A 25,551-nucleotide genomic window follows, 5' to 3' on the forward strand; every position below is an offset into this window, starting at 1 on the left:
TCGATAGTTCTATGGCGGATCAGCAGTTAGTAACATTGAAATCAAGGCTCACCATCGGAAACCTGCTATTGTTTGCAGGGATAGCAACAGCGTTGGCCACAGGGTACGTGGTGTTCCGTTGGGATATCCTGGGTGGTGTACTTGCGGCGCTGCTGTGGGGAGCGGTTGCATTCCTGATTGTTCTCTTTAGAAGGCCTGAAATGGGGATGCTTGTAGCGGTGGCATACAGTTTTGTCCTTCCTTTTTTTGGCCGGGAGATCGTGTCTGTTCCATTTGGAATAGGTGTCGAAGGGCTTTTGGTGATCAGCTGGATAGCTGCACTGTTTAATGCGTCTGAAGCAGATTGGCGCCATGTGCGTAATGATTTGGTAGGACTTACGCTGTTATGGTTTCTGATTAGTGTGCTGCAGGTAGCCAATCCTTCGGGCGCAAGCGTTATGGGCTGGGTACAGGAGTTGCGGGGTGCTGCACTTCATGCGTTGCTTATCATTCCGTTGGTCTTTCTCGTATTCAATAAAGAACGGCATCTCAATATCTTTCTTGTGCTGATTATCGCCCTGTCGGTGCTCGCCGCGCTGAATGGACTGAGACAGCTGCGCATCGGGCTGTTACCAGGCGAGCAGGCTTTTTTGGAGCAGGTGGCGAGCACACATTTGATATGGGGCAAGTTGCGAGTTTTCTCTTTTTATACCGATGCAGGTATGTTTGGTGCGTCTCAGGCACATATCGCTTTAGTAGCGCTGATTCTTTGCTTTGGACCTTATAAGGTTTGGGTAAGGGTATTGCTGTTGATTGCTGGCGGTATCTTATTATATGGTATGCTCATCTCAGGTACGCGAGGGGCGCTCTTCGTGCTGGTCTTTGGCGCATTCTCAGCTATTTTCCTTTTTAAGAACTTTAAAGTGTTGACGCTTGGGTTAATCATGGGGATATGCGCACTGGCGTTTTTGAAGTATACGCACATCGGTAGCGGCAATTATCATATTTACCGTTTGCGGACCGCTCTTGACCCTCAGGATGCATCACTTAACCTCCGCTTTCAGAATCAGCAAATTTTGAACGATCATCTGAAGAACAAACCGTTCGGCGAAGGCTTGGGCGTGATCGGTACTTGGGGCCACGAATATAACAGTGACAAGTTTATCTCCACCATTGAGCCGGATAGCTACTGGGTGAAAGTGTGGGCAATGTATGGAGTTGTCGGCTTGACTATTTGGTTTTGCATGATGCTGTATATCCAAGGCAAATGCGGCGGGTATATCTGGCGCATCCGTGATCCCGGATTGCGAATAAAACTGATCGCGTTGTTGGCGGGCACGGTAGGGATTTTTGTGTCAAGCTACGGAAACGAGGTTATCAACCGGATACCCGCATCACTCGTGGTGTATGTTTCTTGGGCGTTGATCTACTTGGGCCCCAAAATGGATAGTGAGCGTAGATAGCTAGACCGGTTGGTTATCAATCTTTTAAAAGTAAGCAAATCATATCATGCCATTTGAAATATTTTTAGTTCCAGGTATTATTTGTCTGATTGTTGGGTTTATTCGAGGCATATCAGACTACAAGCGTATAGCGGAGCCGGGCTACTCCGAAACAAGCAAAACACGACAACATGGTGAATGAGAATATCGTCATTGTAGGCCAGCAGCCTTGGGATACGGCAATCGGCAGCAATTGCAAGGATATAGCCCTGGTATTTAGCAAACACAACCGTGTTTTGTATGTCAATTCGCCATTGGATAGGATCACATCGATGCGGTCGCGAAATGATCCAGGGATCCGGAAGCGGCTAGATGTTATTTCCGGCAAATCTGAAGGGCTGATTGAGCTTGCCCCAAACCTTTGGAATCTTTACCCTGATTGTATGGTGGAGTCAATCAACTGGCTCAGCAACAAGTGGCTTTTCGATAAGATCAATCAAGCTAATAACCGGCGTTTTGCCGATGCCATACGGAAAGCACTTAAACGGCTTGGCTTTGACCAGTTCTACCTATTCAATGACAATGAGATCATCAAATGTCACTACTTAGCAGATCTGCTAAAACCCAAGCGCAGCGTGTATTATTCAAGGGACTATATCTTGGCCACGCCGTATTGGAAGAAACATGGCGCTTGGTTGGAACCGCGGGTTATTGCCATGAATGATGTCTGTGTAGCTAACTCGCTGTACTTGGCTGATTATTGTAAGCAGTATAACCCCAACGCACATTATGTAGGCCAAGGGTGCGATTTCCGATATTTTTCTTTTGGTAAAACTTACCCTGTTCCTCCTGAACTGCAAGGTATCGATACGCCGATAATCGGCTACGTCGGTGCGTTGCAAAGTATCCGGCTTGATGTATCGTTGCTTGAGCGGCTGGCGTCTGAGCGTACCGATTGGACGCTGGTGCTGGTGGGACCCGAAGATGAGGTGTTTCAAAAAAGCAAGTTGCACGAATTGAGCAATGTACGGTTCATCGGGCTAAAGCCGCTTTCAACACTGGCACACTACATTAGCCGGTTTGATGTCTGTGTTAACCCACAAGCGGTCAATGACCTGACTATAGGTAATTACCCACGGAAAGTTGATGAATATCTTGCTTTAGGCAAGCCGGTCGTCGCAACACGAACAAGGGCCATGGCAGAGTTTGGCGATATCGTATATTTGGCAGATAGTGCGCACGACTATCCGCGCTTAATCGAATTGGCTTTGCAAGAAGATTCAGTGGCTGTAAGGCGGAGACGCGCCGATATTGCAGGTAACCACACCTGGGAAAATAGCGTTGAAAAAATATATAAGGCAATGAAACTTGCATGAGCTGGTGCTCAGTGAGAATACGACTAAAATAGCTAATGGACTTTTTTGATTTTTTTTGGTTCGGAATGCAACTGTTAGTGGGCGTACATCTTGTTGCTCCCATACTGCTTTATTTGTTGTATGTAACCATAACCCGGATGCGGCGCAGCCCCATGTCGGGCGGTGCCGCCGTTACTGAAACGGATTACGCAATTATCGTGACGGCCTACGGTCAGGTGGATTCACTGCCCGCAGTAATAGATTCCATATTAAAGTTGCGTTATAACCGGTTTATGGTATATGTCGTTGCAGACAACTGTGATTGCTCCGCCTTGGACATCAAGGATGAACGGATAGTCCTCCTTCAGCCCGAGCAAGTATTAGCCAGCAATACACGGTCACACTTCTATGCTATCGATCGGTTTAGGCGTCCACATGAGCGGCTTACGATTATCGACAGCGACAACTTAGTACATCCCGATTATCTTCGTGAATTGGATCAGTGGTTCAACCGCGGCTTTGTTGCCGTCCAAGGGATACGCAAGCCCAAGAATCTCGACACTACGCTGGCGTGCTTGGATGCTGCCCGCGACAGCTATTACCACTATTACGATGGTGCGCTGTTATTTGGTGTCGGATCTTCCGCTACCTTGGCTGGCTCGGGGATGGCATTCACAACTGAATTGTATAAGCAGTGCCTGGGTAACCTGGACATCACTGGTGCCGGTTTTGATAAAGTCTTACAATATGAGCTTGTAAAACGCAGATATCGCATAGCATTCGCGCCATCCGCCATTGTATATGATGAGAAAACAGCACAGGCTACCCAGTTGGTCAACCAACGTGCGCGGTGGATCAATACATGGTTTAAGTACATGGGATTCGGTTTCCGGCTACTGGCGAGCGGACTACGAAAGTTGGATGTCAACCAGGTGCTATTCGGTTTGACCCTGTTACGACCGCCCTTATTTATCTTTTTGCTGGGTGCATTGTTTTTCCTGATGGTCGACCTCCTTGTTTATCCTTTGCATGCAGCGTTTTGGCTGGTAGGGCTGAGTTTGTTTGTCGTTGCTTTTTTAAATGCATTATGGCATAGTAAGTTAGATCGCCGGGTGTATCGATCGTTATGGCGGATTCCCCGGTTTATGGCCCTTCAGCTTGTTTCACTATTTAAAGCCCGGAAAGCCAATAAAATTTCAGTAGCTACCCAGCATTCGGTGGTCAAACAGATTACGGAGATAGAAAACCTAACGGAAAAATGACGAGGCGGCGTGCGCTTTATCTGATCATGGTGTTGGTGGGTGTGATAACTGCCTATCCATTATTGAAATGGGTCATTTATACGAGCAGAAAGCCCGATTTGGGCAAACTGAACGCCATGAGGCCATTGATTAGCGAGCTTGTTGAAACCATTATTCCAGCGACCGACTCACCGGGGGCCAAAGAAGCGGGCGTAGCTGATTTCGTTATTGGGAAGGTTATTTTTTACCTCGACCGGAGAGAACAGAACTTTTTTATTGATGGGCTTGGCGACATTGAACAACTATCTCGGAAAGGCTATGGGCAATCTTTTATGAATTGCACGATGGACCAGCGGGTGAAAATCCTCGAATGCCTGGAAGACCAGCAGCTGTTTTTGCACCCGTTATTAATGAAGGTGAAGCGTAAATTGTTTGGTTTTTCTTTTATCAGTTACTTAAAAGCCTATACCGTTGAGGGGTATTGCACATCGCTACTGGGAGCCACGCGCTGCTTAAATTATCAAGCCACACCGCAAAGCTATCAGCCCTGTGTGCCGCTCGTCTTGCTCGGTCAACGGTCCTGGGCAACTAAATAACAATAAAGGACGTTCAATATATGAATATCGTCGGCAAAGAAAGAGACAGCAGGACGTACGATGCCATAGTCGTGGGGTCGGGGATAAGTGGCGGATGGGCGGCAAAAGAGCTGTGTGAGAAAGGGCTGAACACCTTACTGTTGGAGCGCGGCAAAAATGTAGAACACGTTAAGGATTATCCCACCGCACATTATCATCCCTGGGACTTTAAATATGGTATTTATCCGTCCAAGCAGGATGAGCAAGAAAGTCCTGTTCAGAGTTTATTCTTTGACGCCGGCAACAAACACTTCTTTGTCAACGATCAGGAACACCCCTATATACAAGAGCGGCCCTTCAATTGGATACGCGGCTATCAGGTCGGAGGGAGGTCGCTGGTATGGGGGAGGCAATGCTATCGTTGGAGCGATCTTGATTTTGAAGCCAACCTAAAGGACGGGATCGGAGTCGATTGGCCGATACGTTATCGCGACATTGCGCCTTGGTACGATTATGTCGAACGTTTCGTGGGCGTCTCGGGCAAAGCGGAAGGCCTAAAGCAATTGCCGGACGGTCAGTATTTACCGCCCTTTGAGCTCAATTGTATCGAAAAGCACTTGGCTCAGTCAATTCATGGGCGCGACGCACAGAAGAAGCTGACCATTGCTCGCGTGGCTAATCTGACGGTACCATGGCATGGCAGAGGCAGCTGCCTGAACCGCAATTTGTGCTCAAGGGGATGTCCCTACGGCGGCTATTTCAGCAGCAACAGTGCCACCCTGCCCACAGCGATGGCTACCGGAAATTTGACACTGCATCCCAATGCTGTGGTCTCCGAAGTATTGTATGACGATGCCAAACAGCGGGCTTACGGCGTGCGGGTTATTGACGCTATCACCTTGGAGACGACCGAGTACTATGCGCGGATTATCTTTTTAAATGCGTCGACGATAGCAACCACGGCCATTCTGCTGAATTCAACTTCAAGCCGGTTTCCGAATGGATTAGGCAATGATAGTGGAGAGTTAGGGCACAACCTGATGGATCACCATTCGTATGCGGGCGCCTACGGCGAACATCGGGGCTTTGCCGATACCTATTATAAAGGGCGGCGGCCGTGTGGCTTTATTATACCACGCTTCCGCAATTTGCGGGGTCATGAGGGACTCCCATTTCTCAGGGGATACAATATGCAAGGGCATGGCGAGCGGCAGGAATGGCAGGAAAGGGGGCAAGTACTTGATGGGTTTGGGACCGTATTTAAAGACCAATTGACGAAACCGGGACCGTGGACGGTATGGATGGGAGGGTGGGGCGAATGCCTGCCGTACCATGATAATCAAGTGACATTGAGCCGGGAAAAAAAGGATAGATGGGGCATGCCAATGGTGAAAATATCTTTCTCTTATCGGACCAACGAGCACGAAATGATGGAAGATATTGAGGAAACAGCCATGCAATTGCTGGAGGATGCCGGTTTTGTCAATGTTTATGGGTTTAATTATTCGAAAGCTGGAGGAAGCACGGTTCACGAAATGGGAACGGCACGGATGGGGCATGATCCAAACACTTCCGTATTAAACAAATTCAATCAGTTGCATGCCGTCAAAAACCTGTTCGTCACCGATGGCAGTTGCATGGCGTCTTCTGCCTGTCAAAACCCTTCGCTTACGTATATGGCGTTGACAGCGAGGGCTTGCCACTTTGCAGTGGAGGCGTTGAAAAGGGGCGATCTCTGACACTTATTCGACCGCGCCCACAGAAGGTCGCTCGGAGTCGCGTGATATTCCGTAGTAATCCGTTGTGAGCCCTGTTACTTTAATTCCCTTATTTTTGTTGGGTGATTGTGAAGAGAGCCTTAGCGTGGTCTCGTCAATAATACCTGCAGCGGCGGCACTTTCGTAGTAAAAGTTGCTGTGATCGGTTAGATCATCCGTATTGATGGCCATGTAGCTCACAATGGGGCTTTTCGGATGAGGCGCGGGCAAATTGAAGGCTAAATTATTGAATACGTCGCATTTGCCTCCTGAGATTGTATAGGCGTCCAGGACAACGCCGTACCAGTCCGATGATAAGTTTAGGTTGCCGCAGGTGTTGTTAAATACCTTCACATTTGCAACTGTATTTGCACTGTGAATCAGATCTTCAGCAAATGTTTGTACTTCAAAAGCCGAATATTTACGCGAGTTGATTACAATATTATTGTAGATAAGTACCTCTTTAACGGTATTTCCGAAGGAAAAAGGACGCGACCGCAAGGCGTTGCCTTGGTGGTTGGAGATATAATTATTGTGAAATTGGCCGTTCCCATGGATTTGAAACATGGCATTGTGATGCTCATTTTGCGTGTTTACATTATTGATGGTATTGTGATGGATGTTGAATGCTTCTGCATTCGGTACAAATACAATAATGCCTGGAGACGGTGAGTTGTAATAATTGACGTGAGCTATTTCCAGTTCCTTGTACAAACCAATGACCGTGCTGCCCTCTTTCCGGCCGCTGAAATTGATAAATGGCCCTGACGCTTCACAATCCATTTTCAGAATGCGTAAGCTTTTGGTGGCCGTTTGGTCACTGCCATCAAATACCGTTTGATTGTTGTAAGAGATGACGTAGTCGCTGATATTCTTGAAAGCCATATTGCTTAAGGTGACATGATGGATCCGGCCGGAAAGTATTAAGGCCCGGTAAGAATTGTCAAGAAAATTAAATCCTTTTTCATTTCCATTGGTCACATCACCGGTTACTGTTACATGCGATGCATTGGAAATACGTAGCTCGGCATTTTTGCCGGCGAGCGTGATCCGGCCTTGGTTCGTAATGGTCAGTGGGCAGCCCGCTGATCTTTCCAGGTTTCGTATGTCTATCGAGCGGTAATTCCCGCCCTTGATATAAATGGTGGAGTGGCAGTCAAAATCTTGTTTCTGACCATCTATAATCAACTCCTCATTGTTCGCTTGGCCTAAATAAACGGCAGGGCCATCGGGTTCGGGCAGACCGCCGTTGTTTGGTGGTGGTGTTCCGGTTACTACCGAATCTTGAGGGGCAGGAGTGATAGCTTTGGGAGATGTGTCGCAGGAAGATGTTACCATCATGATGCAGCCCTTAAGGGCTAATGTCAAAAACAACCTAAGGTCGAACCTTGTCATATCGTATACTGTAAAAAAATGTCTGTTCGGTAAACAGCCTTTCAAAGTAAACGATAATTTCGAACAGTCAGTATATGGATATAAATATTTAAAGAAAATTTTTCTCCTTAGGATTATTTAAAATAGGGGGCTTAAATTCGTTGTATCGTTTTCAAAGTAAAATCCCCCTATTGTTTGGTGACTCATTTTATTTCATACCGAGGCGCCGGCTTACGCGGGAAGAGTTTTCGGAAGATTTCCGGATAAAACTGGACGGCATAGATCCATGGATTAAGCAAACTGACGTTGAATAGCTTCCTGTTGAAGTACTGGGACACGCCGAAGAACACAAAGTTTGTCCCTAAGGTCGCATAAGCGGCACCCAATACGCCCCATCGGCTGATGAAAAAGAAATTTAGCAACATATTAAAAATTCCGGTAAATAGAACGAGGTAAAAATTCAATTTTGTTTTTCCTACTGATTCGAGGATGGTTCCGGTCTGTCTGCTAAACGGAATAAACAGGCTGTAAATAAGTGTGATTTTGAGTAGCGGAATAGCGTCAGCATATTTCTCGCTCGCGACAAAGTGAATAATCGGGTCAGCCAGTATATAAATGAATAATAAAGCAGGCACTAATATTGCGAGGATGCTGCCCACCGATTTTTCGTACAGGTATTTCAGCGCCGTGTTTCCTTCGGTTTCTGCACGTTTTGAGCCCTGCGGGAATACGATTGTTGCCATCGCATTGCTGGGGATATTGGCAAGGTTGCTAATTCGCAGTGCAATATTGAATTTACCTGCGGAAGCAGGGGATAGCAAAGCGCCCAACATCATTTGATCTATCGTGCTTGATAACAAAGCGTTTACTGATGTTCCCATGGCGTATTTCCCGTAATCCAGCATTTTTTTCATCCAGTTGATATGGAGCTTGAGTGATAATGCGGGCAGGTTATGTCGGGCATATCGCCAAGCAGGTATTGTACTGATCGTAGTAGACAGTATGTTGACAAGCACCAAGCTAATCAGAGAAATCTCGATGCCGAGAAAAAAACAGGTCGAGATGTAGGCAAAACTGATGATCTGGCTAGTAAAGCTACAGTAAAACAGCCCTTTGAAGTTTAAATAGGCCTGTTCTACACTATTAAAGAACATTTGGATGCCCGAAATGAAGAAAGCGATGATGTAGAGATAGAGCATTGTAGTGATCGCTGGCGTATCCCAAACATAGCTTAAAATTGGGGCCAATGCCAGTATGATCAATGACAGCAATGAGGTGATGCCTAGGTTGATTAACAGGGAAGTAGAAACGACGGCCGGCTTTTCGCGCTCTTCAACTCCGGCGATAAATTTGATCATTGCATTTTGCAGCAGCCCATTCCGCGTAAGCTCGATGATGGATACAGTAGCCAGGAAAAGCACATAAGTGCCGTACTGCTCCTTGCTGAGTACTCTAATCAAAAAATAAAAGCCGCCGAAGCCGAACGCAACGTTAAAAATGTTTTGGAATAAACTTAACAAGCCGGATTTTATCCAGTAGTTTTTCGTTATATTGCCTCTAATTCCCATGCAGTTTGAAAAAAATGTTAGTGATTCGTTATGGCCTCATGAATAAAATATCCAGATTGTATTTGATTTGCCGATAAAAGTCGCGTACAACGGATATGAGCAAATTCTTGCTTTGCCGCCAAGCTACGCGGTGCATGGTGCTGGGCTCTGAAATCGAATTAGCTTGTGTGAATAGTCGCTTGAAATCACGATAAAAAAGTCCTTTGCCCCCACATTGAATGAACGATATGCACATTTTGTATTCCGTGCGGTCTCCCTTGAGTCCTTCTGCATATCGTCCGAATTTTGTTAGGAAATCGCTCCTTCTGAGATGAGGATGATCGCTGTAGGCATAAATTTTTGTGTAATGAATACCACTCAAGGGAACAAACATCTCTCCGAAATTCTCGTCGAACGGTTTCAGATAGGGAAACGGTAGGTAAGCATAGTACCTGACGATATCCAAATCACTCCGCTTCTCCATGATACTCAGGGACTTTTCCAGTATCGGTCCGAATGCCTCATGCGGAATGAAGTCTTCTTGCACATACAGCGTATATGGTGTTCTAACCGCATCCTGACCTTTATTCAGGTTGTGCCCCAACCCTTTATTTACTGGAGTGGTGATCAGACGAAAGCCAAACTTTTTTTCCAGGGCCGTAAGGGCGCGGGCATGTTTGGCAGCACTTCCGTCGTCCGATACGACGATATCTCCGAAAGACAGCTGTAGTGCATTAATAGTCGTTAGTAGCTGTTCGAGGGATTGGCTCCTGTTGTAGTGAGTGATTAGCAGCGTAACGTTGGGAAACTCCATATCTATGCCCGGGTCAGTTTTGTGATGTTTTTGTGTCGTGAGGCGGATGTGGGGTAAACATGGAGCCAAGCCGCTTAAGTTCGATCTTGATCCGCGAAGCCAGCGCCTTGCGAAAGCTACCGTCACGCTGAAGGGTTCGCGGACTCGTCCACGCCCTGGACTCATTATTTTTTACCTGTTTTACTTTTCCGTATTGCATCAGATCAAAACATAACCGTCCATCGTCTCCCCAGATCTTATACATCACATAACCGACCTTTAAGCCGAGCTCTTTCACATAACCCATACTGATGCCGTAGGCATTTAAATAAGGACGTTTGAAATGCCGCAATTCCGCAATGATATCTTTCATCCGCTCAAGCAGGTAAAGTTTCCATCTCGGATACCCCTTTTCTGGAATAAACGAATACCTGCCGTAGACACACACTACGTCCGGTTTTTGCAGCATTGCCATCATCTCATCCAGCCAACAGGGAGGATAGATACAGTCGGCATCCGCCAATAGGATATACTTGCCGCTAGCATGCTCTTGCCCCATTTGCCTGGCCGGTCCGCACCCTTGGATAGGCTGGAAAAGCGATTTGACGTGAAGTTTGTCGATAGTTTCCTGTGTGCGGTCCGTCGAGTTGTTGTTGATGACGATGATCTCGAAAGGCAATGAGCTTTCCATCGCGGAAAGACTGGATATGCAGTTCAGAATGTTGACTTCTTCATTCCATGCTGCAATTAAGATCGAGACCAATGGTGATTCGCCACGGTTAAGCTGGTCAAGCCGCCCATTGATGTCATCGAAGCACTTCTCCGGGATTGCTTCGGCCGAAGCGTAAGGATGGATATGTTGTCGTAGCCAAGCAGGGGTTTTTAACATGCTCATATTTCCTTGCGTTTATTTGTTCTGTAAAAGCAGCACCGTGTCGCGCAGCATGCGATATTTCAGGTAAGCCCATCGAAGCGCAGGTAACTGGCGTAAGCGCTGGCGCTTTAATTGGGCTTCCCGCACTTGTCCGGGTTCCTCCAATGGATTATCATGCTCAAAAAGGTCATTGTCATGATGGTAATACAATCCTTTCCCTTTATGGCGTAAGAATGAGCGGCACATTTTCATCTCTGTTACATCGCCACTTAATGTTTCGTAGTAACGACCAAATTTCTCGGGAAACGATCTGCGTTTGAGGTGTGGGTGGTCGCTGTATGCAAAGAATTTGGTGTGGTCAGTGTACCAAGGCGCAATATGGAATACCATTTCTGAAAATCCCTTCTTGTAAGGCTTTAGGTAGGGGAAACGCGCCCAAGGGAATGCATAAAACCTGATAATGTCCCATTCTTCTTCGTGTTCCATGATATTAAAAGCATCAGTCAGCACCGGAATGATGTCGCTCTTGGGGACAAAATCTTCTTGAATGTAAAGGATATAAGGGGTTTTTGCGGCATCTTGCCCCACGTTGATGCTGTTGCCCAAGCCTTTATTTTCGGTTGTTGTTAGCAGCGTGAACCCGAAATCCAATCGCAAGTGGTTCACGTATCTCAAGTGTTCTGAATTACTCCCACCGTCGGAAACAATAGTTTCGGCAAAGGATACGCCGTGTTCGCGTAATTTAGACAACAGCCGCTCTAAAGACTTGCTTCTGTTGAAATGAGTGACCAATAGACTGATTTTATCGAAATGTGTTGTATGTGTAGCCATTATCAATGTGATTAATGTGTATTTTTCTTAAAGGTAGCGAGCTGATAGGTTTGGTCGATAACCTTCCATTTTAGATAGGCATATCGGATGGTCTTTACCGCCCAATTGGAGCTTTGCCGCCAGTTGCTCCTGAATGTAGCCGTGCTTGGCTCGTCTGTTGTGTTTTCTTGGACAAACAATCCATAGTGATTGTCGTAGACCAATGCTCTTCCCTTGTTCTTGATAAAAGAAAGTGCCATAAGCCGCTCGGTCCTGTCACTGTTAACACCTTCTGCATAAGCCCCAAACTTATTCTGGAATTCGTTACGTCGGAGGTGCGGATGGTCGCTGTATACATAGAATTTTAGGTGATTGGCATACCAAGGCATCGGTTTAAATAGTTTTTCAGAATACCCTTTTCGGTATGGCCGGGTATACGGATATGGTTTATAGGCATAAAAACTTACCAAATCAAGCGTGCGGTCGTCTTCCATTAGCTCTAACGCATCGCCAAAGGCACGAGGAAATGCACCGGTTGGTTGAAAATCTTCCTGCACATATAATGTATACGGTGTTTTGACGGCACGTTGTCCCTTGTTAATGTTATGGCCAAGGCCCCCATTCTTCGCTGCGGTGACCAATTGAATCGGATAAATATCACACAATTCCCTGAGGTGGGCCGAGTGAAGCGCGTTGCTGGCATCATCTGATACCACAATGGCACCGAACGTTAAGCGCTGTTCACTGATGCTTGACAGCAATTTTTCAAGGGAACTGCTTCTGTTGTAGTGTGTAATTAACAATGTTACATCTGGATACTGCATCTTTCAAGCGTTTAGCTGCTGCTCCTGTATAGTTAGTTATCTTACAGAGCTTGTAGCAAGCATGGGCCAAAATTAGTGTAAAGCGCCGTGTGAAATCTTACTTTGTCTCTACTATATTTTGATTTGTAGCGATAAACCGACAACGCTTAAGCTTCGCCTACGCAGCGATCTGTTGAGGCTTCTTGCATCGTTTTTGCATGGTTTAATTCTGCCTGCAGCCTTTTTCCGAGTATCTTTACAAACGCCGGTTTAAAAATTTCCGAATGTTCGCCATCGATATTGACTACCAAAAACCTGTTGAATAACTTCGTATCCCAAGCATTCGTCCGATAGTTAAGGAAATACGTGGTTTTTACCGTTGTCCGGAAGAGCCAGACCGCACCGTCATAATATGGGATGTGGTAATGCCGCATAGCCCGCTCATGCACACACTGAATGGCCTTGATATGCGCCGGCTCCGTGTCAATCAGCTCGGTGTCGGGGAAAAAACGTTTAAAGATATTGTAAATGAAGCCCCTTATGTAATTATAGCGATCGCGAAGATATGTTTTTGGGTACTTGAATAAATAAACAAGTACATGCATTGCCTTCATGTAGATGAATTTCAAGAAATGGCCTAAGCCTCGATTCCATACCGTTTTATAGTCATTGGAGACATTGTGAGGGTAGGAGTCAATAAGACCTACGAAGAGGACCTCTTGCCCTGCGTCTTTAAGCTGCTTAGCCATCTCGATGGCTATGGTGCCTCCCGCTGAATATCCGGCTATGGCGTATGGGCCGGAGGGATAGTGCTTGCAAATTTCATCGACATAGTCTTTTGCGATTTCCTGCACGGTTTCTGCTGGAGCGGTTACGCCGTCGAGTCCTTTGGCTTGCAGCCCATACACTGGCTGATCAGGGTCGAGGTGATTGGATAAGGGTTGGAATGCAAGCACATTCATTCCCGCGCCATGCACGATATAAAGAGGCGGTTTTTTTCCCTCGGGCTTTATGGGCACAAGTAAGTTCCATTGAAGCGTTTCTTCGTCGTCAAGGAGTAAAGCTAATTTTTCTATGGTAGGGCTGTTAAACAAACTAGCTAACGGCAGACGTTTGCCTAGCTGTTTCTCTATCCGTGTTATCACTTCGACGGCAAGGAGGGAATGCCCACCTAACTCAAAAAAGTCGTCGTCTTTCCGAATATCCGTTGTCTTGAAGACAGCGGCCCAAATGTCGAACACTTTTTGTTCATTCGTCGTGAGTGCTGATTCATGGCGAGCCCCTTCAACGGCGGACGAGGTCGAAGGCTTCGGCAAAGCTTTCCGGTCTATTTTACCATTTGCCGTGAGAGGGAAAGCGTCGATCGCTACCCAATCATTGGGAAGCATATAATTTGGTAGTTTGGTAGAAAGTGCTTCTCGCCAAATTTTAATATCTTCTCGCGATATTTTCGTTCGTTCGATGATCAAATAGGCCACAAGACGTTGGTTGCCAGGGGCGTCTTCGCGAGCCATGACGACGGCATTTTTTATGCCGTCCAATGTGGATAAGTGGTGTTCGATTTCTCCCAGCTCAATGCGGTGTCCCCTGATTTTGACTTGATGATCGATACGGCCTAAGCAGAGGTACTCACCATTATCGAGTAAAATGCCGAGGTCACCCGTCGCGTACATTTTTGTGTCGGGCTCCATGATATCCGCAACAAATTTTTCAGCTGTGAGCTCTGGACGGTTTACATAGCCTCGGGCCACACCGCTTCCAGCAATGAAAAGCTGCCCTTCTTGGCCTACTCCCAGAGGCCGGTAGGCCTCGTTCAGTACATACACCCTTGTATTGGCGATGGGTTTGCCGATGGTAATCTGGTCAATAGAATCCTTCGTTAGCTCTTTTCCGGTAGAAAAAATGGTCGTTTCGGTCGGGCCATACATATTCCAAACGGATTGGCATTTTTCAAGTAGTTTATATGCGAGATCTTTTGGGAAGGCTTCGCCACAGCAAATGGCTTTGATAGGCAATTTAGCCGTCCAGCCAGATTCCAGCATCATGCGCCACGTAGCTGGGGTTGCTTGGATAATCGTTGCATGTTCCTTTGTGGCCAAATGGAGCAATTGCTTGCCATCCCGAGCCGTCTCGGCATCCGCCAGTAATAGGGTGGCGCCCGCAATTAATGGCAGGTAAAGTTCAACCCCCGCAATATCGAACGAAATCGTCGTAACGCCGAGTAAGGTATCATTGGTATGAATGCCCGGTTCTTGTTGCACGCTCAATAATAAATTTGAAAGGCTATGATGTTCGATTTGTACGCCCTTCGGATTTCCGGTAGACCCCGAGGTATACAGCACATAAACAAGGTTGTCGCCTTGGATAAGTCGCTGTGGTGTTTCGCTTGGATAAGCGCACAGATCGGTAAGCAGTTCATCGTAAAGCAACTCCTTCGCCTGGCTGTCGAAAAGACGGCTGTATTTCGATTCGGTCAGCAAGAATTTCGCCGCCGAATCGTGAAGCATAAACTCGATACGGTTAACCGGATAGCTTGGGTCTAAGGGTATATAGGCTGCTCCCGACTTAACGACGCCAAGCAAGGCAATCACCATGTCGATAGAGCGATCCAAGGCTACGCCGATAATAGCTCCTGTCGTCACGCCTTTGGCAACCAAGTAATTCGCCAATTGGTTTGAGCGTTCTTCCAACTCCCGGTAACTTATTGCCTTGTTTTTGAATTTAATCGCGGTTTTATCCGGCGTTGCTGCGGCAATTTCCGTAATATATGCAGTGAAGGGCTTGTCTTTAGGATAGGCTACTTCCGTCGTGTGCCGGCTGATATCGGCTTCAGCGTCCTGATTGATCGAGATATCCATCAGTTTCACGGAAGGCTGCGCAATAACGGTGTTCAAGAGATCTGTAAACTGCCTCATCATCGCCGCAATCGTTGTCGGTTTAAACAACTGTGTGTTGTAAGACCATTCCAATGTCAGCGCTTCTTCAGAACCTGAGACGTTTAAGAAGATGTCAAAAGTTTCGTATTCCCTGGGATTTGATATCAGGCGATGTGTGGTTCCATAGAATGATACATTCGAATTCATCCCCATGTCAATGTTAAATACCACGGAGACCAACGGGATCTGTGACGGGTCGCGCTTGACGTTTAGCTTTTGGAGTAACGTTCCAAATGAGATCTGTTGGTGATCTAAATCATCAAGAATCGCTGATTTGCGTCGCTTTAGGTGATCCAAGAATGATACCTGGCCATCGATCTTACTCCGAATAGGAAGTAAGTTGACGCAATGCCCTACTAAGCTGAAATGTCCGGTGGCAGATTGCCCTGCGGCCGGAAGGCCAATAACAATATCGTCCTGGCCGGTAAGCCGATGAATAAACACTTCATATGCAGTCAATAACGTAATCACGAAGCTACTACCTACTTTAGCGCCCAGTTCCTTGATTTTGGCTGCAAACTCCTTATCAATACGGTAATCATCCCGTCTGCTTTTGTATGTGCGCATTTTCGGACGTGGAAAATCCAAAGGCAATGCCAATTGTGGTATGCCCCCCTTGTATTTGTTGAGCCAATAGCGCGTGGTTTGAATGTAGTCAGCTGAATCGACAAACGAACGTATCTCCTCCGCATAGGTGCTCATAGTTGTCCATTCGGTCGCTTGAGGAATGGTTCCCTGCACAGCCGCTGAATAAAATCTGCTGAGATCTTCAAATATGGTACCTAAGGACCATCCATCACAAATGATATGATGAGCTGTTAGCGTAAACAAGTGTTCGGTGTCGGACAGCTGGAAAAGCGTGGTTCTAACCAACGGGCCTTCTTCAAGATCGAAAGGCGTTTTGGCATCTGTTTCATGGTATTTGTCAAGCTGTTTCTTTTGAATATCAAGGGGCAGCGACCTTAAGTCTTTGACAATAAAGTTGCTTTTACCTTTCATATAAATGTAGATGGACCGGCCGTCCCTGCTGAACGAACAACGAAGAGCTTCATGCCGCTGGATAACAGTACGCATAGCATCACTTAGCGCCGTTATATCGAGTACGCCCGAGAAGCGGATGGATACCGATTCGTTGTATGCTCGGTTAGCTTCATCGCCGCCGATCATACATGATAGCCATATTTCTTGTTGGGGCTCAATAGGGGAGATGATCTTTTCAATTTCACCGCCGGAAAACGGGTCGTAAGCAACCGGAATTAGTTGCAAATTTGTTGTTGAGTTCATCTTCTTATTGGTACGCTACCTGTAAATACTGACCGGGATTTTTGGTGTCTTCAACAAACCAAGCTGGATTCCCTTCCTGATCTTTTCCAAGCCGCGCATTGGGAAATGGCGGTTCCATTGTGGGTGCCGAGGTAAGTGACCGATTATTGGCTTGGCCATCTCGGTAAGTAGGTATGAAACCAGCTTCAATCAGTTCTTTTAAGCTTTCCTCAAATGCCTGGATGATGCGTTCAATATCCGCTTTTTCGTGCGCAGTTGTCAGGAAACAAGGGAACCCGTCCAGAATGTGGATACCCTTGTAGCGCATGAGTGCAAAAAGCAGTTCGGTATAAGGATACTCTTCTTTGTATTTGATCTTCCAAAGTGAACCGAACTGGGCCACAAAGATAGGGGTTCCATACCGTTCCGAAATCGCATTAAGTCGGTTTGCCAGGTATTCGGTGTTCCGATTCAGGTTTTCCTGCAATTGCGGTCCTTGTGCCTTCAGGTATTCGAGCGATGCCTTGGTGGTTGCAAGTGCGAGCGGGTGCCGTACAAATGTACCTGCGAAGTAGGTCACGCCGGCTTCGGGCATGGATTCGTCACCGAATTGCCAGAAGCCGCCGTCAAGCGCATCCATAAAGCGTTTTTTACCGGCAATGATACCAATGGAAATACCGGCCCCGGCTACTTTCCCGTAAGTTCCGATGTCGGCCGTGATGCCGAAAAGTCCCTGCGCACCGCGAGGGTGGAAGCGGAAGCCAGATATAACTTCATCGAAGATCAATGCGGTGCCGGACTGTTCAGTGATTTCACGCAAGGCTTTGAGAAACTCAATGGGCACAAATTCGGGCCTGCGGCTTTGGATCGGTTCAACAAGCACGGCGGCGAGCTCGTTTGCCCGCTCGCGAATGATGCGGAGCGACTCCTCAGTGCCGTAATCGAGTATCAACATGTTCTGCACGGCCTCTGGCATGATGCCTGGGGCTGCGGGAAACGATTTCAGTTTTTTGGTGCCGCGTACAATTACTTCGTCTACGATGCCGTGGTATGAACCCGAGAAGGCAACAACGGTAGACCGGCCGGTAACGGTGCGCGCAATCCGCATTGCACCCAAGACCGCTTCCGATCCGGTGTTGCACAGGCCTGCACGATCCATGCCGGTAAATTCACAGATAAGTTTGCAGACTTCTCCTGATTTTTCGTGCTGGGGGCCGATTTCATAACCCTCTTCAATCTGACTGAGCAGGGCGTTTTTTATGACCTCCGGTTGGTTGCCCAACATACTGGAGCCAAAACCGTTCAGTGCGTCGATGTATTCATTGCCGTCGATATCCCAGAGCCTGCAACCCGCAGATTTGTTGACCACTAACGCATAGGTCATTTCCTTCGTTAAAGGCTTAAACCCCGATACAACACGTGGATCGGCCATGTAAGCCCGATGTTCTTGGGTGTAAGCTTTGCTTCTGGCAGTTTTGTTGACATAGTTCTCAATCAGGTTGTTGAGATATTCATGCTGTTGGCCGGACAAATTTGATGCGTGCTTCTCGATGCGAGCGGTGGCACCGAAGGGTTTCTTGAGCTCAACCAGTTCTTCATTTGAAAGTGCCACGTTGGTTGCGTCGGCTGTTCTCGGTGCCGGTGCGGCGGCGGCCGCCAGTGAAGTCAATCCGTGAGGCGCTGTAGCATGCTGCATGATCGGCTGCTGATTGCCCGGCATATTGACCCCCTGGAGCAATGCAATTTGCTGGGATATCAGGTTAATTTGCTGTGAAATAAGGGCTATACTGTCGTATGCCACCTGAGAAGCAGCACCTGTGGATTGCGGATTGAATACCGGTTGCTGAAAGGAAGCGACAGCGTGCCCTGGCGTGGGCGCATGCTGGTCAACCGGCTGGACGGATGGCTGAGCCTGAGCCGGTGGCTGCGGAGCGCTATATTGATTTGCAGGAAGATTTTTGTCTAAGTAATCTGCCAGAAGATCGAGATTATAATATTCTTCATTCAATTTCCGGAATGTAATCGGCAGATTAAATTCCTTTTTTAAAGTTTGTGCAACCTGCGTCAGCAAGAGCGAATCAAGTCCGATTTCGATGAAGCTGTCATGTATGGCGGTATCATCTATGCCAATGCCGGACGCTTCGTCCAAAATCTCCCTAATCTTGTTGATGAGTATTGTTTTTCTCATGGTATCATGTTGTTTTTGAGTCTGTTCTGTTAGGGGTTCCGGCCGTTTGTGCTGCACTGGGGCCGTTTCCTTCGGCTGCGGAGCCAGCCAATGATAATTCCTTTCGTACGCATACGTAGGCAAATCGGTAAGCAACGCCCTGCGCTGACCATGGATAGCGCTCCAATCTGGAGAGCATCCCAATGACCAAACTCGTCCAAGGCTTTCATACAAGGCGGTCAGTTCATCCACTGACGCGGTACTACGGATGCCACTGATGACCCTCGATGCTTCGATGCTGGCATGTTGTTTTACCAAAGTGGCTGTCGCTGCACCGGGCCCTACTTCCAAAAAGATGCCGGGTATTTCCCGTGAGGCAAAAGTGGCCGCCCCCGAGAAATCGACCATCTCGCGTATATGGCGTACCCAATACTCGCTGCTCGTAGCTTCGCTATCAGCCAAAAAAGTGCCCGTTACAGTTGAAATCACCGGTTTTTGGGGTACGTGTTTTGGTTTCTGATTGACGACTGCCTTGAATTGGTTCAATATAGGGTCCATCATGGACGAGTGGAAGGCGTGGCTTGTATGAAGTAAGCTGGTCTTAATGCCTTCACGTTCGAGCTGGCGAATGTAATCGGCAACTTGATCGGTAGGGCCTGCAACGACGCACAGGTTTGGCGCATTATTGGCGGCTATTGACAACCCTTCAGGAAGCGACGGTGCAATCAATCTGGCGGATTCCCGGATAGCCGCCATACTGCCGGTAGGCAGACCGCTGATCAGCCGGCCACGCATTGCTACAAGTGCCAGCGCATCTGAAAGCGAGAAAATACCGGCGAGGCAGGCGCCGACAAACTCGCCGACGCTGTGTCCCATGAATGCCGTTGGCTGTATGCCCCAGCTCATCCAAAGCGTTGCCAATGCATATTCGGTGACGAAGATCGCAGGTTGCGTATATTGGGTATGCTGAAGCCGTTGGGCGTCATCTGAAAACATCACCGCTCTTATATCTTCCTGTAGCGTATCTGTCAGCAAGGCAGCGCACGTGTCAACGGCGTGCCGGTATGCACTGAAACGCTCATAGAGTTTTTTACCCATATTGGCGTATTGCGAACCTTGGCCGGGAAACATGAAAATGATGTCTGATGTTTGCTCATTCAGGTAATGTTGTCTCGAGCACCCATTTGTTAGCTGTTTCAGCAAATCGTCGCGGTCAGCTGCGACGACAAAGTGGCGGTGGTTCAGCGGCTGTCGTGTAGCGTTTAGGGTCGCAATGACATCCCCAACGGCTATTTCGGGATGGCTTTTCAGGTAAGCGCCCAGTTGCTTTCCGTAGGTCACTGCGGACTGTTCGGTAGCGGCGGACCAATTGACCAGGTACGGGTACCGTTCATCATCAGTTGATGGATCTGCCGTTTTGGTCAGCGCATGCGCATATTCTTCCAGTACGACATGCACGTTGGTTCCACCCACGCCAAATGAGCTCACGCCCGCGCGTCTGGGTGCCTCGCTTTCCCAAACGGAGAGCCTATCATTAACCTCAAAGGGGCTGTTTTCGAAATCAATAGCCGGATTGGGCCGTTTGTAATTGATAGAAGCCGGTATTTTTTTGAAATGCAGGATCAGGGCCGTCTTGATCAACCCCGCGACGCCGGCGGCATGGGTAAGGTGTCCCATATTGCTTTTGAGCGAGCCAATTTTGCAATATTGTTGGGTAGCCTGCTGGCCGAAAGCCATTTTCAGTGCTTCTATCTCGATCGGGTCGCCCAGTGGCGTTGCGGTGCCATGGGTCTCAACATATCCGATGGTTTCGGGTGATACCTCTGCGTCATCCAATGCCATTGAAACGGCTGACGCCTGCCCCGCAGGGCTGGGCGCCGTGAAGCTTGCCTTTACCCCACCGTCATTATTGACTCCTATTCCTTTGATTATCGCATAGATTTGGTCACCGTCTTGTGCTGCATCGGACAGTCTTTTGAGCACGACCACCCCTGCACCGTCACTGAAAACGGTGCCTTTTGCGTCTTCGTCAAATGGTCGGCAATGTCCATCGTCGCTGAACATGGCCCCTTCTTCATAAACATGACCACTGTTGATAGGCGCCGTGATGGATATACCACCTGCCAGTGCAACATCACATTGGCCGGTGCGGAGCCCTTCAACTGCTTGGGCTACCGCTAACAGTGACGTGGAACATGCGCTGGAAACACTTACCGCTGGCCCTGTGAGGTTCAACTGGTAGGCTGTTCGGGTTGCTAAGTAATCTTTTTCGTTGAGGGTCAGGGCTTGGAAGGCCCCGGTTTTGGCCACTTCTCCGGGATTGCTCAATACGTTGTTTAGGTAGTACGTGTTGCTGCCCGATCCGGCGTAAACGCCGACAATGCCTTGATATACGGCTGGTAGGTGACCGGTGGATTCCAATGCATCCCGGCAGATTTCCAGGAATATCCGTTGCTGGGGATCCATGATCCGGGCTAAGATTGGCGTAATACCGAAAAGCCGTTCATCAAACCATTCAGCGTTTTCCAAGATGCCCCTTGCTTTGACATAGTTCGGATCGCTGCGTTCGGCAAGGGGGATGGATGGGTCTAGCTCGTCTTCGGTGAAAAATTTTATGGTCTCGCGCCCTTCCTTTAGGTTGTCCCAAAACTCCCATACGTCTTTTGCCCCGGGGAAACGCCCAGCAAACCCTACAATAGCGATTGGTTCGGCTTGTTTATTTTTCCGCGCTTTCATGTCGGGGCGTATCCGCGGGTTTACCTCACCTTGGCCTTCGAGATAGGACGAAATCCCGGCGATAGTCCCGTACTGGTAAAGTTTGGTAATCGGCAGGCTTATCTTATGCTGCTGCATCAATGAAACGACGGTTTTTTGGGCAAGCAGGGAATTACCGCCCAGCTCGAAGAAATTGTCATCGATTCCCACCCGGTCAATGTTGAGCAAATCCTTCCATATCGTAGCTAAATGGCGCTGAATGATCGATTTTGGTGCCCTGTATGGGATTTCGCTATCAGGGCGTTTCATTTCGGGCGTGGGCAGGGCCTTGCGATCGACTTTCCCGCTTGACGTTTTCGGGAAGGCATCCAACTGGACAAAAACCGACGGTACCATATAATCAGGCAGCCGCTTTCGCAATGCCTTTTGGAACGTAGGCGGATCGAAGGTTTGGTCCGGATTAAGCAAAAGATAGGCGGCGAGTTTCCGTTGGTCAGCGGTTTGTCCTACGGCAATGACTACGGCATCTTTGACTTCCGGCAGTTGGATAAGTGCATGTTCGATTTCGCCCACTTCAATGCGGTAGCCACGTATTTTTACTTGATGGTCGATGCGGCCTAAAAATTCGATCGCTCCGTTTTCGAGGCGTTTGGCCAAATCCCCGGAGCGGTATATCCTTATTGTGCCATGCGCTGGGTGTGTCCAGTGAATAAAGCGTTCTTCGGTCAGTGCCGTATTATTGAGGTATCCATCGGCAAGGCACATACCGGCAATATAAAGCTCGCCGATTTCACCGTCTTTTACCAGCCTTTGTTGTTCATCCAGGATCAGCAAATCTACATTGGATATCGGCGTACCGATGCTCGGTAGCTCCGGCCACGTTAAGGGAGGGCCTTCGAGTTTGAGTGACGACACGACGTGCGCCTCGGTAGGCCCGTATTGGTTGTAAAGAACAGCGTCCGGGATACGCTCAAAAAAACTGACGATCTGCGGTGTGACTTTCAGTTGCTCGCCCGCAGTCATGATTTCTTGCAAACATCGCGGATATAGGTTAGAAAACGCTGCCGTGTCTGCCAGCAGCTGCAACGCCACAAAGGGCAGAAATAGCCTATTGATTCCACGTTGTTCAATAAACTTCAACAGCTCAATTGGATTGAGCCGTAAATCGTCCTCAACCAACACCAGTGTACCTCCGGTGGTCAGTGTAGCGAAAATTTCCTGGAAAGAGACATCAAAGGTGAGCGGTGCAAACTGAAGGGTTTTCGTTCCTGTGGCAGCAACAGAATGGTTTCGTTGCCATTGTAAGAGATTCGCCAAAGCTGTTTCACCCATTTTTACACCTTTTGGCTTACCTGTTGAGCCCGAAGTGTAGAGGATATAGCCTGCGCAGCTGGTCGCCTTTGGGACCGTTGTCGCATGCTCTGTTGCCGTTGGCAACGTTATCGGTGCCAGCCCCAGTTTTTCAAATCGGTTGGTATCTCCCAAAGAGCAAGCGATGTGACGAATGCCTGAATCGGCGATGATTTGTTGCAACCTTTCGTCAGGATGGGCGGGATCGAGGGGCAGGTAAAAACGACCCGCCTTCAGTATTCCCAAAAGAAAAACCACCATATCCGTGCATCGCGTGGTGCTCACGCCCACTATCATTTCATCGGGGGCGTATTGTGCCAAAGCGTTTGCTACGCTGTCGGATCGCAAGTCTAGTTCGCGGTAAGTCAGGCTATCCGTATTAAACTCGATGGCAATAGTATCGAGATGTCCGGCCTGTAAAACAGTGCTGAACAGGTCAGTGATAGTGAAAACCGGCTGAAATCCGTTTTGCCGTAAACCCATAGGAAGCTGCTTTTTTTTAAATAGTTTCCCAAAGGTATCCTGAATGTTCCATCGTTGTCTTCTATTTGGGTTGATAAATTTTATTTTGTCGAAATACGTCTACACAGCAGTGAGTAATTTTGGGAATATGCCCCTGTTTGTAGTAGAAAATTGACGTTTTCTCACAATTAATCAGCTTATTATCGGTGCCGCTTGATGAAAGGATTAGCTTTGTGCCGTTTTAGTAAAGGCAAATCAGTTGAATTAACATAGTTGCATGGTTTCCATCATCACCGTCAATTACCATCAAAACAGCATGACCATTGACTTGCTCAGATCTATACGGGCATACGCTGGGCCTGATGTAGAAGTCATCGTTGTCGACAACGGCAGTACCGAAGATTATGGCGATCTTTTTAGAGCCGAATATTCCAATTTGATTTACATCCGGTCCGAGAAAAATCTCGGTTTTGCCGGCGGAAACAATTTGGGTATTAAACAGGCCAAGGGCGATTATCTGCTGTTTCTGAATAATGATACCGAAATTACAGCAGGGTTCATTTTCTCAATGCGCGGTGAAATTGAACGCCATGCCGACATCGGCCTCCTTTCGCCGCTTATCCTATATTTCGATGACAAACGCAAGATCCAGTATGCTGGTTATACACCGATAAACTACTTTACCGGCCGTAATAAAGGCCTCGGGGTAATGGAAGATGACCAAGGGCAATATGACCATACTACCAACGAGACCGGCTACTGCCACGGGGCAGCCATGATGTGTCGCAAGACCGATTTGGATAGGGTAGGGTTGATGGAGGAACATTTTTTCCTCTACTACGAAGAACTGGATTGGTGTGAAAAGTTCAAACGTGCCGGGCTAAAAATGGCCTTTACCGGAAAAGCCAAAATCTACCACAAGGAATCGATGAGCGTAGGTAAGGTAAGTCCTTTAAAGACTTATTTCCTGATGCGCAACAGGTGGCTGTTCATCCGGCGCAATGCGCCCTTGCTGGCCAGGTTTTTCTTTAGTTGCTATTACCTGCTTATTCCCACGCCCGTTGCCATCATCCGATACCTGGCCAAAGGAAGGATTGATTTGGCCAAGGCCGCCCTAAAGGGAGTCATGTGGAATATTACACACGCCACAAAAAGTAATGATTTGGGGATAAAACTCCCCACAACCTGATTTAGCGAATGTCAGTTTTTGCCAGTTCTTCCCGGATAGTCGTTGTCAGCTGACTGCTCGCTTCTACCAAGGGTAACCTGACCGATGCTCCGCAGATGCCCAGTTCGCTGAGCATGGTTTTTATCCCCGCAGGGTTGCCTTCGGCAAAGCACAGCTCGGTGATACGAATCAATCGGTTATGTATTGTCCGGGCTTCTTCATATCGGTTTTCATAGCATAGTTTGGCAAGCTGGGACACCGCCGTAGGGAAAGCATTGCCTACTACCGAAATGATCCCTGCCGCACCCAAAGCCATCATGGGCAAGGTAACCGGATCGTCTCCCGAAATCAATAAAAATTCATCGGGTTTGTCACGCAGGATTTTGCTGAACTGGTCAAAGCTGCCAGACGCCTCCTTTGTGCCCACAATATTCGGAAATTCTTTTGCCAGCCGTACGGTGGTTTCAGCGCTTATGCCGCTACCTGTGCGGCCGGGTACATTATACAAAATGAGTGGGAGGGGAGTGGCTGCCGCTATCGCTTTATAATGTTGGTAAATACCTTCCTGTGTCGGTTTGTTGTAATAGGGGCTTACGGATAGGATAGCTGTGTAGCCATCACAATCAAACGCGTTTAATTGGCGTACGACCTCAACGGTATTGTTGCCGCCGATACCGGCAACGAGCGGTATGCGCCCCGCTGCTTTCTCCGCGGTAAATTTCCATATCGCCTTTCGTTCGTCTTCGGTCAGCGTGGCCACCTCACCGGTAGTGCCCAGTGAAACCAGGTAATCCATCCCACCGTTGATTTGGTGTTCAATGAGCTTTTCCAAGCCCAGGTAATCAATTGTTCCATCCGAATGAAAGGGGGTAACCAGTGCCACCCCGGCACCATAAAGTTCGTCCATTATGATTGCGTTTATATAAGCGCGCCAAAATTA

15 protein-coding genes are annotated in these 25,551 nt (G+C 48.0%); 6 read left to right on the forward strand and 9 right to left on the reverse strand.

Annotated features, from left to right (window positions below; all coding sequences use genetic code 11):
- Positions 1-11: 11 nt before the first annotated feature.
- From JHJ32_RS04355 to JHJ32_RS04375, 5 genes are all read left to right on the forward strand, one after another.
- A complete protein-coding gene (locus JHJ32_RS04355; RefSeq protein WP_200120077.1) occupies positions 12-1,442 on the forward strand; it encodes an O-antigen ligase family protein in 1,431 nt (476 codons plus the stop codon).
- A 170-nt stretch (positions 1,443-1,612) separates the two neighbouring features.
- Positions 1,613-2,797: a glycosyltransferase gene (locus tag JHJ32_RS04360; protein ID WP_079716612.1), complete on the forward strand. Its 1,185-nt coding sequence runs from the start codon at positions 1,613-1,615 to the stop codon at positions 2,795-2,797.
- A gap of 65 nt (positions 2,798-2,862) precedes the next feature.
- Positions 2,863-4,038: a glycosyltransferase gene (locus JHJ32_RS04365; protein WP_233632466.1), complete on the forward strand. Its 1,176-nt coding sequence runs from the start codon at positions 2,863-2,865 to the stop codon at positions 4,036-4,038.
- Positions 4,035-4,613, forward strand: coding sequence for a gluconate 2-dehydrogenase subunit 3 family protein (locus tag JHJ32_RS04370; RefSeq protein WP_200120079.1), 579 nt, complete (start codon positions 4,035-4,037; stop codon positions 4,611-4,613). The genes JHJ32_RS04365 and JHJ32_RS04370 overlap by 4 nt, the downstream gene beginning before the upstream one ends.
- Positions 4,614-4,633: 20 nt before the next feature.
- Positions 4,634-6,331, forward strand: coding sequence for a GMC oxidoreductase (locus tag JHJ32_RS04375; protein ID WP_200120081.1), 1,698 nt, complete (start codon positions 4,634-4,636; stop codon positions 6,329-6,331).
- Between the two features lie 3 nt (positions 6,332-6,334).
- On the opposite strand, the gene JHJ32_RS04380 is transcribed toward JHJ32_RS04375, so the two are convergent.
- The 8 genes from JHJ32_RS04380 to JHJ32_RS04415 form a co-directional block, all read right to left on the reverse strand.
- Entirely contained in the window at positions 6,335-7,690 is a 1,356-nt protein-coding gene (locus tag JHJ32_RS04380) for a hypothetical protein (protein WP_200120083.1), read from the reverse strand.
- A 236-nt stretch (positions 7,691-7,926) separates the two neighbouring features.
- Positions 7,927-9,291, reverse strand: a complete 1,365-nt coding sequence (locus JHJ32_RS04385; protein ID WP_255539711.1) for a flippase — start codon at positions 9,289-9,291, stop codon at positions 7,927-7,929.
- A gap of 28 nt (positions 9,292-9,319) precedes the next feature.
- Positions 9,320-10,084 carry a glycosyltransferase family 2 protein gene (locus tag JHJ32_RS04390; RefSeq protein ID WP_200120087.1) on the reverse strand — a complete coding sequence of 255 codons (765 nt, stop codon included), beginning with the start codon at positions 10,082-10,084 and terminating at the stop codon, positions 9,320-9,322.
- A gap of 13 nt (positions 10,085-10,097) precedes the next feature.
- Complete coding sequence (locus JHJ32_RS04395) at positions 10,098-10,958, reverse strand: glycosyltransferase (RefSeq protein WP_079716605.1); 861 nt, start codon at positions 10,956-10,958, stop codon at positions 10,098-10,100.
- A 12-nt stretch (positions 10,959-10,970) separates the two neighbouring features.
- On the reverse strand, positions 10,971-11,768 hold the full coding sequence (locus JHJ32_RS04400; protein WP_079716604.1) for a glycosyltransferase family 2 protein: 798 nt from the start codon (positions 11,766-11,768) through the stop codon (positions 10,971-10,973).
- A gap of 11 nt (positions 11,769-11,779) precedes the next feature.
- Positions 11,780-12,571, reverse strand: coding sequence for a glycosyltransferase (locus JHJ32_RS04405; RefSeq protein WP_079716603.1), 792 nt, complete (start codon positions 12,569-12,571; stop codon positions 11,780-11,782).
- 146 nt (positions 12,572-12,717) lie between these two features.
- Positions 12,718-16,770, reverse strand: a complete 4,053-nt coding sequence (locus JHJ32_RS04410; protein WP_200120089.1) for a non-ribosomal peptide synthetase — start codon at positions 16,768-16,770, stop codon at positions 12,718-12,720.
- Between the two features lie 4 nt (positions 16,771-16,774).
- The gene (locus JHJ32_RS04415; protein ID WP_200120090.1) at positions 16,775-23,464 is read right to left on the reverse strand and encodes a polyketide synthase; all 6,690 of its coding nucleotides are present in this window, start codon (positions 23,462-23,464) and stop codon (positions 16,775-16,777) included.
- Between the two features lie 256 nt (positions 23,465-23,720).
- On the opposite strand from JHJ32_RS04415, the gene JHJ32_RS04420 reads away from it, so the two are divergent.
- The gene (locus tag JHJ32_RS04420; protein ID WP_200120091.1) at positions 23,721-24,632 is read left to right on the forward strand and encodes a glycosyltransferase family 2 protein; all 912 of its coding nucleotides are present in this window, start codon (positions 23,721-23,723) and stop codon (positions 24,630-24,632) included.
- Between the two features lies 1 nt (position 24,633).
- Here the strand turns inward: JHJ32_RS04420 and dapA are convergent, their stop codons facing one another.
- Positions 24,634-25,518, reverse strand: a complete 885-nt coding sequence (gene dapA, locus JHJ32_RS04425; protein WP_079716599.1) for a 4-hydroxy-tetrahydrodipicolinate synthase — start codon at positions 25,516-25,518, stop codon at positions 24,634-24,636.
- Between the last annotated feature and the right edge of the window lie 33 nt (positions 25,519-25,551).

Source organism: Parapedobacter sp. ISTM3, from assembly GCF_016533505.1.
Classification (GTDB): Bacteria; Bacteroidota; Bacteroidia; order Sphingobacteriales; family Sphingobacteriaceae; genus Parapedobacter; species Parapedobacter luteus.

Excerpts from the sequence above, each read along its gene's own strand:
- JHJ32_RS04420 (WP_200120091.1), top strand. The coding sequence starts at position 23,721 with ATGGTTTCCATCATCACCGTCAATTACCATCAAAACAGCATGACCATT.
- JHJ32_RS04355 (WP_200120077.1), top strand. The coding sequence starts at position 12 with ATGGCGGATCAGCAGTTAGTAACATTGAAATCAAGGCTCACCATCGGA.
- JHJ32_RS04360 (WP_079716612.1), top strand. The coding sequence starts at position 1,613 with ATGGTGAATGAGAATATCGTCATTGTAGGCCAGCAGCCTTGGGATACG.
- JHJ32_RS04415 (WP_200120090.1), bottom strand. The coding sequence starts at position 23,464 with ATGGGTTTACGGCAAAACGGATTTCAGCCGGTTTTCACTATCACTGAC.
- JHJ32_RS04405 (WP_079716603.1), bottom strand. The coding sequence starts at position 12,571 with ATGCAGTATCCAGATGTAACATTGTTAATTACACACTACAACAGAAGC.
- JHJ32_RS04375 (WP_200120081.1), top strand. The coding sequence starts at position 4,634 with ATGAATATCGTCGGCAAAGAAAGAGACAGCAGGACGTACGATGCCATA.
- JHJ32_RS04365 (WP_233632466.1), top strand. The coding sequence starts at position 2,863 with ATGCAACTGTTAGTGGGCGTACATCTTGTTGCTCCCATACTGCTTTAT.
- JHJ32_RS04400 (WP_079716604.1), bottom strand. The coding sequence starts at position 11,768 with ATGGCTACACATACAACACATTTCGATAAAATCAGTCTATTGGTCACT.
- dapA (WP_079716599.1), bottom strand. The coding sequence starts at position 25,518 with ATGGACGAACTTTATGGTGCCGGGGTGGCACTGGTTACCCCCTTTCAT.
- JHJ32_RS04370 (WP_200120079.1), top strand. The coding sequence starts at position 4,035 with ATGACGAGGCGGCGTGCGCTTTATCTGATCATGGTGTTGGTGGGTGTG.
- JHJ32_RS04410 (WP_200120089.1), bottom strand. The coding sequence starts at position 16,770 with ATGAACTCAACAACAAATTTGCAACTAATTCCGGTTGCTTACGACCCG.
- JHJ32_RS04390 (WP_200120087.1), bottom strand. The coding sequence starts at position 10,084 with ATGGAGTTTCCCAACGTTACGCTGCTAATCACTCACTACAACAGGAGC.
- JHJ32_RS04395 (WP_079716605.1), bottom strand. The coding sequence starts at position 10,958 with ATGAGCATGTTAAAAACCCCTGCTTGGCTACGACAACATATCCATCCT.
- JHJ32_RS04385 (WP_255539711.1), bottom strand. The coding sequence starts at position 9,291 with ATGGGAATTAGAGGCAATATAACGAAAAACTACTGGATAAAATCCGGC.
- JHJ32_RS04380 (WP_200120083.1), bottom strand. The coding sequence starts at position 7,690 with ATGATGGTAACATCTTCCTGCGACACATCTCCCAAAGCTATCACTCCT.